This window comes from Acinetobacter sp. YH12252, assembly GCF_013417365.1.
Taxonomy (GTDB): Bacteria; Pseudomonadota; Gammaproteobacteria; order Pseudomonadales; family Moraxellaceae; genus Acinetobacter; species Acinetobacter towneri.
In genome coordinates this window covers 1-12,578 of sequence record NZ_VPEA01000012.1, presented here as the reverse complement: position 1 = coordinate 12,578, position 12,578 = coordinate 1, and the positions used below count along the sequence as shown (strand labels likewise).

12 protein-coding genes are annotated in these 12,578 nt (G+C 42.7%); 7 read left to right on the top strand and 5 right to left on the bottom strand.

Features of this window, described 5'->3' with window-relative positions; genetic code table 11:
• Positions 1–40 precede the first annotated feature (40 nt).
• From asd to truA, 5 genes are all read left to right on the top strand, one after another.
• Positions 41–1,159: an aspartate-semialdehyde dehydrogenase gene (gene asd / locus FTV28_RS11020; protein WP_004976115.1), complete on the top strand. Its 1,119-nt coding sequence runs from the start codon at positions 41–43 to the stop codon at positions 1,157–1,159.
• 169 nt (positions 1,160–1,328) lie between these two features.
• Positions 1,329–2,747, top strand: a complete 1,419-nt coding sequence (locus FTV28_RS11015; RefSeq protein ID WP_242770122.1) for a FimV family protein — start codon at positions 1,329–1,331, stop codon at positions 2,745–2,747.
• A 65-nt stretch (positions 2,748–2,812) separates the two neighbouring features.
• Entirely contained in the window at positions 2,813–4,120 is a 1,308-nt protein-coding gene (locus tag FTV28_RS11010; protein ID WP_179990473.1) for a fimbrial protein FimV, read from the top strand.
• A gap of 46 nt (positions 4,121–4,166) precedes the next feature.
• Entirely contained in the window at positions 4,167–5,147 is a 981-nt protein-coding gene (locus FTV28_RS11005; RefSeq protein ID WP_004976109.1) for an asparaginase, read from the top strand.
• Between the two features lie 12 nt (positions 5,148–5,159).
• A complete protein-coding gene (truA, locus tag FTV28_RS11000; RefSeq protein ID WP_154321070.1) occupies positions 5,160–5,957 on the top strand; it encodes a tRNA pseudouridine(38-40) synthase TruA in 798 nt (265 codons plus the stop codon).
• A 132-nt stretch (positions 5,958–6,089) separates the two neighbouring features.
• Here the strand turns inward: truA and FTV28_RS10995 are convergent, their stop codons facing one another.
• Positions 6,090–7,097 (bottom strand): AraC family transcriptional regulator, encoded by a 1,008-nt coding sequence (locus FTV28_RS10995; protein ID WP_004976104.1) that lies wholly within the window; start codon positions 7,095–7,097, stop codon positions 6,090–6,092.
• Between the two features lie 230 nt (positions 7,098–7,327).
• On the opposite strand from FTV28_RS10995, the gene infA reads away from it, so the two are divergent.
• Both infA and FTV28_RS10985 read left to right on the top strand, forming a co-directional pair.
• Positions 7,328–7,549, top strand: coding sequence for a translation initiation factor IF-1 (infA, locus tag FTV28_RS10990; RefSeq protein WP_001284370.1), 222 nt, complete (start codon positions 7,328–7,330; stop codon positions 7,547–7,549).
• Positions 7,550–7,707: 158 nt separating this feature from the next.
• Complete coding sequence (locus FTV28_RS10985; RefSeq protein ID WP_167845758.1) at positions 7,708–8,118, top strand: hypothetical protein; 411 nt, start codon at positions 7,708–7,710, stop codon at positions 8,116–8,118.
• Positions 8,119–8,232: 114 nt separating this feature from the next.
• Here the strand turns inward: FTV28_RS10985 and leuB are convergent, their stop codons facing one another.
• From leuB to leuC, 4 genes are all read right to left on the bottom strand, one after another.
• A complete protein-coding gene (leuB, locus tag FTV28_RS10980) occupies positions 8,233–9,312 on the bottom strand; it encodes a 3-isopropylmalate dehydrogenase (RefSeq protein ID WP_004976098.1) in 1,080 nt (359 codons plus the stop codon).
• A 39-nt stretch (positions 9,313–9,351) separates the two neighbouring features.
• Positions 9,352–9,915, bottom strand: coding sequence for a hypothetical protein (locus FTV28_RS10975; protein WP_154321072.1), 564 nt, complete (start codon positions 9,913–9,915; stop codon positions 9,352–9,354).
• 102 nt (positions 9,916–10,017) lie between these two features.
• On the bottom strand, positions 10,018–10,668 hold the full coding sequence (leuD, locus tag FTV28_RS10970; RefSeq protein ID WP_004976094.1) for a 3-isopropylmalate dehydratase small subunit: 651 nt from the start codon (positions 10,666–10,668) through the stop codon (positions 10,018–10,020).
• 97 nt (positions 10,669–10,765) lie between these two features.
• Positions 10,766–12,214, bottom strand: a complete 1,449-nt coding sequence (gene leuC / locus FTV28_RS10965; RefSeq protein ID WP_179990471.1) for a 3-isopropylmalate dehydratase large subunit — start codon at positions 12,212–12,214, stop codon at positions 10,766–10,768.
• Between the last annotated feature and the right edge of the window lie 364 nt (positions 12,215–12,578).

The following is a 12,578-nucleotide window of genomic DNA, read 5'->3' as shown; positions in this document are numbered from 1 at the left end:
TATTCCTTTATTGTTTTTTAACGCACCGAGGCAAAGTGACATGAAAGTAGGTCTGGTCGGTTGGCGCGGGATGGTGGGTTCCGTCCTTATGCAACGTATGGTTGAAGAAAATGATTTTGCTCATTTTGAGCCATTCTATTTCTCTACCAGTAATGCTGGCGGTGAAGCACCAGCGTTTGGTGGTAAGACTGCCCCAGCACTTATGGATGCAACAGATATTGAAAGTCTGAAGCAAATGGATGTCATTATTACCTGTCAAGGTGGTGATTACACTTCTGCCGTTTTCCCGAAGCTTAAAGCTGAAGGATGGAATGGTTACTGGATTGATGCTGCATCTACCCTACGTATGGATGATGAAGCGATTATCGTACTTGATCCAGTCAACATGAATGTCATTAAAGATGGCTTGGTGAATGGCACCAAAACATTTGTGGGCGGTAACTGTACTGTTTCACTCATGTTGATGGGCTTGGGTTCATTATTCCAAAACAATTTGGTGGAATGGGCAACTTCAATGACCTATCAAGCAGCTTCTGGTGCAGGTGCGCAAAACATGCGTGAGCTGATCACAGGCATGGGCTACTTGTATAACAACACCAAAGACTTGTTGGATGACCCACGTTCACCAATTTTAGACATCGACTCTAAAATTGCCGAATTACAACGTGGCGAAGGTTTCCCATCGGCAAACTTTGGTGTGCCTTTAGCGGGTTCTCTCATTCCATATATCGACAAACAGCTTGAAAGCGGTCAGTCAAAAGAAGAATGGAAAGGTCAGGTTGAAACCAACAAGATTTTAGGCAATCAGCAGATCGTTCCAATTGATGGTCACTGTGTGCGTATTGGCGCAATGCGTTGTCACTCTCAGGCAATCACATTGAAGCTGAAAAAAGACGTTCCACTGAACGAAATTGAAGATATGATTCGTCAATCAAGCCAATGGGCAAAAGTGGTACCAAATACACGCGAAGCATCAATGACCGATCTTACCCCAGTTGCAGTTACAGGGACTTTAACAGTACCTGTTGGTCGTTTACGCAAAATGAACATGGGTAAAGAATACCTTGGTGCATTCACTGTAGGTGACCAATTACTTTGGGGCGCAGCAGAGCCATTACGTCGTATGTTACGCATCTTAATTGATTACAAAAATGCTTAAGCTTCGTCTTGAGCACTGAATCATTTTTGATTCTGTGATCAATCTCAACAAGCCAGTCAAATTTGACTGGCTTTTTTATGTAATCAACGTGTTAATATTTTACAATCGACCTACAACTCGCTACTCTATCCTTTTCGCCTTGCGATAAATGACCGAGCTAACAATTAAGATGACTGTATATAACAAATTAAAGATCGCCATTTTATCTATTTTGGCTTCACAGCAAATGTATGCAATGAATGTTGACCCGATTCAAATTCAGTCAACAACTGGGGAATTGCTCTATGCCGAAATCAACTTTCGTCAATCGAATGTGAATGAAGCGATTGATGTTAGTTTAGCTACGGCCGAAGATCTGATGTCGATTGGTGCGAGCCACCGTCCGCCTGGTCATCTTAACTTTTTTACACGTCGTAACAGCAACGGTACAGGGGTCATCACCATTACCTCATCTCGACCTCTAACCGAGTCTGAGTTGAATATTGTGGTCAAAATTAAAGAAGGTAATGCAACTCGCCTGCAACATATTCGTACACCATTAAAACGCAGTGCACCTGCGCCATTGGCCGCTATGCAACGCAGTAATGAACAAGCTTTAACGCCTGTCATGATTGTCAATGAGCAAGATATTGCTTTAAATTTACCTGTAAGTACGGCCTATCAGGTTGAAACACCCAAAGCAATTGAACAACAGGCTTTTGAAGCACCGCTAACCATTAAACGCAATACACCGCCTGCGTTAAACCATCAAGCAGTAACAGTGATTCAAACTGCGCCAAGCCGTAGCGCAGCGAGTGAAAATACGACTGTTGCTGCTCCAAAAGCAGCGCCAGCAAAAACAAATAACAACCCAACACCGACAGCATCTACAGCGACTACGTCAGTCACTGCACAACAATCGGCTGATCCATTGGTACAAAAATTTGCTGAACAGCAACGCACGAAGCAACTGGCACAAACTCAGCCTGCTGCTGCCGTGAAAAAGCCTGCACAAACAGCGGCTGCACAGGCTAAACCAAGCCCTGCCACAGCCATGCCTGCAGTCAATACCCAACACGTGGTGCAATCGAATGAATCATTATGGGCAATTGCCTCACGCATTGCGGGTGAAAATAACCGCCCTGTTGCTGAAGTGATGCAGCAAATTAAAGCCAATAATGAGCATGCTTTTATTCAAGGCGATGCCAATCGTTTGCGTCGTGGTGCGACCTTAAATTTACATGCACAAGCTAACTCTAAAACAGAGAAAAAAGCCGCAATTCCAAAACCAGAAACGGCCAGTACACCACAATCAGGCAAAGCCAAATATCGTTTAAATCAAGCAGAAATGAGCCTCGTGGCAGAGAATCAACAGGACTCCACCCACGGTTCTGCCAAGAAGAACACACAATCCACACAAACTTCGGGTGACTTGTCATTAAAAGTTATGACATCCCGTGAGAAAACCGTTAAATTACAGAGAAACGTAACAGAATTAGAATTGGCATTACGTCAGAAGGATCACAGAATTCAATTACTCAACGCGCGCCTTGCTGAACTGCAACAACAATTGCAAAAACAACAAGCCGCAAATAAGCCAAAACACTAAATGTTACACACAATGATTTTTTGGGATAAGGTCAAACAGGGACCACATCCTCAAGGGGTATAAACATGCTGATTTATGTGATTCCGTTTATTTTATTACTGGTGATCGCAATTTTCTTGAAAAAGCGTGAAGCAAGTAAAGAAGCCGAACCAAGCAACAAGAAAACAGCAGCGCCAGCCAAAACCAGTGCCAAGAAAACCACAACTACCAAAAAAGTTGCCCAGAAATCGGTGGTGGTTGAAGAGGTTGTTCCAACACCACAACACTCTACCCCTGTTCCTGTAAAAATCCAAACCAACATTGAAAACCTGATCAAAGAACGTAATTTCTTTGCTGCAGAAGCACAAATTAACCAAGCATTAAAACGTGATAACTCATTGCATGGTTTGTATTTGTTATTGCTTGATATTCATTTACAACAAAAAGATGAATTTGCAATTGATCAATTGCTGAATCATTTACGTTCTTTAGAGCTTGACGATATTCTGTCACAAGCTGAAGCGAAAAAAGCCAGTCATGCACATGAAGATATTGCTGAAAAATCAGCAAATGAAGCGCTGACAGCAGCTCCAAGCAGCTTAGATTTTACTGCACCTGTGAGTACGCCAAATCAAACGGCTTCTTTTGACCAGTTACAGCACGAACTGACCTCAAATAAAACTGCAGAACCTGAAGCAGCTTTAGAATTTGACACCTCATCGTTAAATTTCAGCCCTGCAGCTACACCTGTTGTAGAAAAAGCAGCCGAACCTGAAGTCAAAGCAGAACCTGCTGCACTGGATTTTAATTTCTCACTCGATTCCACAGCAGCAGAAGCAAAAACTGAAGCGCCTGCAATTACAGCTGAACCAAGTGTAAGCCCTGCAGAGGAAGTTAAACCGCTCGACTTCACGTTTGATTTAACACCAAGTCCAGCTGAAACAACAGCCCCAGAATCAACAGTCAATGAAGCTTCTTCAGTCAAAGCCCCAAGTCTAGACTTCAATTTTTCTACACCAGAAAGCGCATCTGCGGTTGAAGCAAAAGCTGAACCTGCAACGCCTGATTTTAATTTCACATTTGACAGTGCGCCTGCTGAGGAAACCAACCTTCAGCCTGCAATTGAACCTGAAGTCATTGCTGCACCAAGTATTGCACTTGAACCTGCTGCAACCGTTGTCAGCACAGATGTTGATCTAAATGATCCATTGGTGAAATCATTCCCAGACTTATCTCAAGTAGATGAAATTCAGTTGAATTTAGACTTGGCGAACCAATATGTGGAATTGGGCGCTTATGATGCTGCGAAAGCTTTACTTAGCGAACAAGGCGCAAATTATTCTGCTGAACAACGCCAACGTGCCGATCAGTTACTGAATCAAATCGCTTCTTAATTCAAATCAGATTAAGATAAAGCAGTCATTCTTGGCTGCTTTTTTTATGATGAAAAAAATTGCGTTAATCTATATGGGCGGCACTTTTGGCTGTGTCGGTGAACCACTAAGCCCAATGCCTGCGGAGCAATTTCTGCCACGCTTGGCACAGGTCTTACCCCTAAATTTAGAGATTGAATGCTTTGTTGCCCCTGTCATTAAAGACAGTAGTGCCTGCACAGCCGCAGACTGGTTACAGCTCATTCAATATATTCAAAAATTACAACACGATGATTTTCAACATTTCGTTATTTTACATGGCACCGACACCCTCAGCTATGCCAGCGCAGTCTTGGCACGTTTTTTAGCGCAAAGTACCCATGTCATTCTCACGGGTAGCCAATATCCCTTACTCAATGCACAAGGCACAGATACCCGTGAATTTAGTGATGCCTTGGACAACCTAAATTTTGCTTTACAACAGATTCATCAAGTGACTCAGGGAGTATATCTGGCCTTCCATCAGCAACTGATTCATGCCGCAACGGCACTGAAACAACACACCACCGAGTTAAATGCATTTACAGGTCAGTCTGCTTTGGTTTACACGGAGAACAAATCGCAGAATGAGCCAGCATTCAACATTAGCACTCAACATATTGAAAAAGCCCAGCACTTTAACTGCCTGAACTGGATGTTACAGCCAATTGCCATTTCCGCTTTGGTCGATAATTTAAAAGCCTTACAGCAACAGCCACCACACTGCCTCATTTTACAGAGTTATGGTACAGGCAATATGGCCGTCAATGCCGAAGTGATTGAGTTAATTCAGGCCTTACAAGCTCAACAATGTGCCGTGATTCTCACCACCCAAGTCACTTTTGGTGGCATGCAACAACGCTATGCGATCAGCCAGTGGTTACAGGACAGTAAAATTTTAATCAGTGATTGCCAAAGTCACGCAGATCTTTATGCCAAAGCCTTAAAAATGTATTTACAATACGACAGCCTTGCACAGTGGTATGCGCATTGGCAGTCTTCAGTGTGATTTGAGGTGATTATGCAGCGTTTTGCAATCGGAATTGAGTTTTGTGGCATTCGGTATCGGGGTTGGCAAACCCAGCAAGCAGGCGTACCTAGTGTGCAGGAAACCATTGAAAAAGTTCTGAGCAAAATTGCCGATGAACCCATTATTTTACATGGTGCAGGACGTACCGATGCAGGCGTGCATGCAACCAATATGGTGGCACATTTTGATACGCATGCCATTCGCCCTGAACGCGGTTGGTTGATGGGTGCCAACAGCCAACTACCCAAAGACATTGCAATTCAATGGATTAAAACGATGGATATGGACTTCCATGCTCGTTTTAAGGCTCAGGCACGGCGTTATCGCTATGTCGTGTATAACAATCCACAACGCCCTGCCTTGCTGCACAAACAAGTCACTCACGCTTATTATCCCTTAGATGTCGATAAAATGATTGCGGCTGCGCAGAAATTTGAAGGGACACATAATTTTGAAAGCTTTCGTGCCGCAGCGTGTCAGTCCAATCAGCCTGTCCGTCATGTCAGCCATTGCCGCTTAATTCGTCACGGCAATTATTTAGTGTTAGATATTCAAGCCGATGGTTTTTTGCATCACATGGTTCGCAATATCATGGGTTGTCTATTGGAGATCGGGCAAGGTTTGTATGACATTGCACATATTGACCAAATTTTTGCAGCTCAAGACCGTAAAGCAGCAGGAATTACTGCCCCGCCAGATGGCTTGTATTTTATTCAGGCACATTATCCTGAACAGTATGATTTACCGAAAGTTCCTTTAGGGCCACATTGGTTAAACATGCCGGAATAATTTAATCCCTCCCGACCTCCCTTTTCCAAAGAGAGGAGCTCCATTTCGAGGCGTTAAAAACGAAAGTCCCCCCCTTTGAAAAAGGGGGATTTAGGGAGGATTCTGTTTAGGAAAGGTTTTAAATTTTCAAACTTAACGCTGTTTACGTTTTCTATATTCCACTGGAGTTTCATTGGTCCAGCGTTTAAAAGCACGATAAAAAGTACTTGGCTCTGAAAAACCCGTTAAGTACACAATCCGCTCCACGCTTTCATTGGTATTCGATAATAATCGTTTAGCCAAACGACATCGATAATCGGACAGAATTTGCTGAAAACTGGTATTGGCTTCACTCAATTGGGTACGCAAACGACGTGGCGTGATATTCAATTGTGCCGCCACTGTTTCTAGTGTCGTTTCTCCACTTTCTAAGGTCGAACCAATGGCACGGCGCACTTCACCAACCAAATCATAACGCGCCAGTTCCTGCAGTTTTTCCAATGCCAACTGTTCGTGTAATTGCAATAACTCAGGTTCTGCCTGCCACAGTGGATAATCCAAAATACTCGGATCAAAATACAAACGCGTTTCTTTCTGCCCCAAACTCACAGGACATTCAAAGACACGGAAATATTCATCATCTGCAGCACCATCACTAAAGTTAAAGTCAATATAAATAGGCTGAAAACGACCTTCGGTAATGAATTTAAAGAAGCGTAAAACACCCGACATGGCGCATTCAGAAAAATGACGATTGACGATATTTTCTGACCACGGCTGCACGCCATTGGTTAAATAGCAGCGTCCATCTTCCACCACCAATTTGGCATCAAAAGCATCACTAATCAGGCGTTGATAAGCCAAAGCACGTTTTAGGCCTTCACCAAAGTTTTCTGAAGAAATAAACAAATGTTCAATCACCTGCCCGCGATAAAGTGGCAAATGTTCCCCCAGATGTAAACCAATATCAGGGTCTTTACTGACTTCCTCAGCCGCAACCCAAAACGCATATTGTGCATTTAAAGGCGTACGTTCATTGGCTTCGACCTGATTTAAGGCCACACCTGCTTTTGTTAAAATATCTTCGGTTGGCAACCCCGCACGACGAATCGCTTGGTAGCCTAAACGCAATACAACCGATGCATCAGTTAGCTGACCCACGCAAAAACCTTCCTTGTATGTACTTCATTTATACTTAAAAAGATTGAAATTAGATTAACTGCGATTGACCGAACTGACAACCTACCCAAGCCCATTTTTACAGAAAAAGTATAAACCGATGATTCGCTTATTTTACTAACAGATGCGCTGTGTATAGGGTAAAGCATCTTGTTTTTTTCAGAAAAATTGCCTATAATTTGCGCCTTTCCAATTTGATACTCAGGTAGGCTATGGCCAATAAAGAGGAACTCATCGAGTTCGAAGGCGTTGTCACCGAAACGCTTCCTAATACTATGTTTCGTGTACGTTTAGAAAACGGTCATGAAGTGATTGCTCACATTTCTGGTAAAATGCGTAAACACTATATTCGTATTTTAACAGGCGACAGTGTGAAAGTTGAAATGACACCTTACGACTTAACCAAGGGTCGCATCACTTATCGCGCACGCTAAGTTTTAGAGTAAGCTAAAGCCACTTTCGGAGTGGCTTTTTTACGTTCACTTAAAAAAATTCTGTTTAGCCTTTAATTCGTCCCCGCCGCTTATCGAATCACCACATTCTTTTCTTGCATTGCCTTCTACAATAAAGTTTTGAGCAAGGGAGAAAAAGCATGTTATTTCGATCCTGCGTTGCTTGTATAACAGGTCTTTTTGCGCTCAGTTTAGTGGCGTGTAGTAGTAATCCACCGCATTCCACTTTAAACCGCGATGCGTATTTACAGCAATTTATTGGTCAATCTAGCCAATATATCCTGACCCATTTGCAATTAAGCCAAATTGGCTATCAACAGCTTGGTACAGCTCAAGCTACCCCTCAATTGCTACATTACCGTATCATTATTCGTCCTGTACGTGTTCCGATCCCTATGGCGCAGCATCCCACTACAGGTATTGGTGCTGTTCCGTTAAATATCGGTATCCCGAGTCATGAAAGTTACGATGTTGCACTGACTTGTGATTTGTATTTTCGCCTACAGCAGGGTATTGCTACCGCAGTGTATGTTTCGGGACAACGCTGTTAAGTCTCCTAGCTAAAACACTCTGAAAGTACAAAACCAATAAAAAAACGCAGCCCGAAGACTGCGTTTAATGATTTGATTTTGAGCTGTAAGCGATAGGTTAAATCGCTTAAATTTTTAGTTGAGTGCCGTAACGACTGCTTGACCCATTTCAACAGTACCAACTTTATTCATGCCTTCAGACATAATATCGGCAGTACGTAAACCTTGATCTAATACATTGCCTACTGCATCTTCAATGGCTTTTGCTGCCGCTTCTTCGCGGAAGGTGTAACGTAACATCATTGCCACAGAAAGAATGGTTGCCAATGGGTTTGCCAAGTTTTGACCTGCGATATCTGGCGCTGAACCATGGCAAGGCTCATACATACCTTTGCCATTTTCGTCTAAAGATGCAGATGGCAACATACCAATAGAACCTGTCAACATCGCCGCTTCATCAGACAAGATGTCACCAAACAAGTTACCTGTCACCAATACGTCAAATTGTTTTGGCGCGCGTACCAATTGCATCGCTGCGTTATCGACATACATGTGCGACAAGTTGATTTCTGGGTACTGTTCTGCATGTAACTGAGTCACGGTTTGCTTCCACAATTCAGTCACTTCCAGTACGTTGGCTTTATCCACCGAACATACTTTACCGCCACGCAATTTCGCCATTTCAAACGCTACTTTTGCAATGCGTTTGATTTCTGACTCAGCATATACGTCGGTATTAAAACCTTGTTTTTCACCATTTTCTAATTCACGGATACCACGTGGCTGACCGAAATAGATACCACCTGTCAATTCACGCACGATTAAGATATCTAAGCCTGATACGATTTCAGGTTTTAAGCTTGAAGCATCTGCCAATTGTGGATACAAAATTGCAGGACGTAAGTTAGCAAATAAATTGAGTTCTGAACGCAATTTTAATAAGCCACGCTCTGGACGGATTGAACGCTCAATGTTGTCCCATTTTGGACCACCAACTGCACCCAATAAAATTGCATCGGCTTTTTTCGCTTGCTCAGATGTCACTGCTGGGTACGGTTCGCCATGTGCATCAATTGCAGAACCACCCAATAAACCTTGTTCCCAAGTCAAACCCAAATTGAATTTTTCATTGACACGTGTCAGCACTTGTTCAGCAGCTTTCACAATTTCTGGACCAATGCCGTCACCAGCTAAAATCAAAATATGTTTTGACATGAGAGTTTCCATTGTTCATGACAGTCAAAGACTGTGGGATTAAATTTTTTGTTCTACAAACTCACCCAAGCCATTTAAGACATTGTAGGGTTTGCAAAAACGTCGAATGGTTTTGTTGTTTTGCACCAAATCTACACATAAAGGATCTGGCGCAGACACATTTAATAAGCTGCCTTTAGTACGACTTCGATCACGATACATTCTAAAGGTATATTTTTGCTTGGCATTAAACTTATGAATTACATGCAGTTTTTCTGCACGATCTTTAGAAATGGGATAAAAGCGAATCACCAATTCATGTTGTTTAGGCGGTACAGATAAATACAAGGCATTGGATTTATTTAAGGATGATTCCTGTAAACGCACTAAACCCTCCTGAATGGCAGCACGTGTAACACGATGTTTTTCTGCATCGACAATTGTGACCGTATTTAAACGCTCAAACTCACAATCATCTGTACCCGCACAGTAAATCAGTGCATTGGATTTGCTTTGTTCAGTTTCTTTCACCTGTTTAATGCGTGCTGTATTCCACGTTTGGCATGCGCTTAGCATGGTGATACATAATCCAATGACAGCAAGCCGACCGAAAATTTTAGTCATTGTTCGCGCCCAACCTCACCTGTTAGATACAAAATATAAAAATTATTATGTGCCGATGTTAGCAAGAGTTAGGCAGCGATGCTATGACAAATTTCAGCGAATTTATGCCTGAATTTCGGCAAAAACCCATGGACGCGACTGCTTAGTTTTCTCTTCATAAGCACGAATGTCATCGGCTGCTTGTAATGTTAAGCCAATATCATCCAAACCATTCAATAAACAGTGTTTACGGAATGGATCTACTTCAAATTTAAATGCCGTACCGCTTGGTGTACGTACTTCTTGTGCGTCCAAGTCGATGGTTAATTGATAGCCTTCAGTCGCCGCACACTCTTTAAATAATTGCTCGACCTGCTCTTCAGACAAGATCACAGGCAACATGCCGTTTTTAAAGCAGTTATTGAAGAAAATATCGGCAAAGCTTGGTGCAATAACGGTACGGAAACCATATTCATTCAATGCCCAAGGTGCGTGCTCACGGCTTGAACCACAACCAAAGTTGGCACGTGAAATTAAGATTGAAGCACCCTGATAACGCGGCTGATTCAATACAAACTCAGTATTAATCGGACGTTTTGAGTTGTCCTGACCCGGATAACCTTCATCTAAATAACGCAATTCATCAAATAAGTTATCGCCAAAACCTGTACGTTTGATAGATTTCAAAAACTGTTTTGGAATGATTAAGTCTGTATCGACATTGGCACGGTCTAATGGTGCAACGATACCTTGTTCAACGGTATATTTTTTCATGTTTAATTCTCACTGAATCCGTAACCTCTCCCTTGCCCTCTGCTATAGCGAGAGGGAACGCCATCTCTCTGAGAGAAGGCTGGGATGAAGGCATAACTTAGAATGAACGTACGTCTACAAAATGACCTGCGATTGCTGCCGCAGCTGCCATTGCTGGACTCACCAAATGGGTACGACCACCGTTACCTTGACGACCTTCAAAGTTACGGTTTGAAGTCGATGCACAGTGTTCACCCGGTTGCAATTTGTCTGCGTTCATTGCCAAGCACATTGAACAACCTGGTTCACGCCATTCAAAGCCTGCTTCTACAAACACTTTGTCTAAGCCTTCTTGTTCCGCTTGTTGCTTAACTAAACCAGAACCTGGAACCACCATCGCCTGTTTAATACTTGCTGCAACTTTACGACCTTTAATCACTTCAGCGGCTGCACGAATATCTTCAATACGCGAGTTGGTGCATGAGCCAATAAATACGCGGTCTAATTGAATATCTGCCAAAGACTGACCTGCAGTTAAGCCCATATATTGATAAGCACGCGTCCAGTCATTGCGCTGTACATCATCTTTCGCCTGCTCTAAAGTTGGTACGGCTTGTGATACTGGAATGACCATTTCAGGTGAAGTTCCCCAAGACACTTGCGGCTCAATTTCTTCGCCTTGTAATACCACTACGGTGTCAAAGTGCGCGCCTTCATCTGAGTGTAAAGTATTCCAGTAAGCAACTGCTGCATCCCATTGCTCGCCTTTTGGTGCATAGTTACGACCTTTCACGTATTCAATGGTTTTGTCATCCACAGCGACCATACCTACGCGCGCGCCTGCTTCAATCGCCATATTACATACTGTCATACGTCCTTCAATCGACATATCACGGAATACTTGACCACCAAACTCAATCGCGTGACCTGTACCGCCTGCAGTACCAATTTTACCAATGATCGCTAAAACGACATCTTTCGGTGTAACACCTTGACCTAATTTGCCATCTACACGCACTAGCATGTTTTTCATTTTCTTTTGAACTAAGCATTGGGTTGCTAATACGTGTTCAACTTCAGACGTCCCAATACCATGCGCTAAACACCCAAATGCACCGTGAGTCGCTGTATGTGAGTCACCACACACTACGGTCATACCTGGCAAAGTTAAGCCCTGCTCAGGCCCAACCACGTGCGCAATCCCCTGACGGATGTCGTTGATGTCAAACTGCACCACGTTAAAGGTTTTACAGTTGTCATCTAAAGTTTGTACCTGAATACGTGAGGTATCATCTTCAATACCTGCAATACCGTCTGCACGTTCTTTCTTAGACGTTGGTACGTTATGGTCAGGCGTTGCCACGTTGGCACTTAAACGCCACGGCTTACGTCCTGCAAGTTGCAAACCTTCAAAGGCTTGTGGAGAAGTCACTTCATGCAATAAATGACGGTCGATATACAATAAAGCCGAGCCATCATCACGTTGAGTGACCAAGTGATCATCCCACAATTTGTCGTACAAAGTTTTTGCAGCTAGATTTTGTGCTTGTTGGTTTTCGCCTGCCATGTCAGATCTACTCCACTGGACTGGGTAATTTTTTCATTAATTTGATTATAACCGCGAATTTGTATAAATCTAATTTATCATTTTTATTAATTTAAAAACTTTTAGGAATTATTTAGTTGTTTCTAGCAAAATAATTTTTATCCACTGGAGCGTAAAACCTCGTGGTTCAGCACGAGGATATAAGCGACTGGAGTAAACCATATGAACGACACGAAATGTCGTTTTAAATACTTGTAATATAGTCACTATTAAGAAAAATACTGTTAAAATAATTGGATGAAGACACTCAAATTACGCATAAAAGACAAACATTGCAAGGTGCTAAATCAGTTAGCATCCGAAGTAAATTTTGTCTGGAATTATG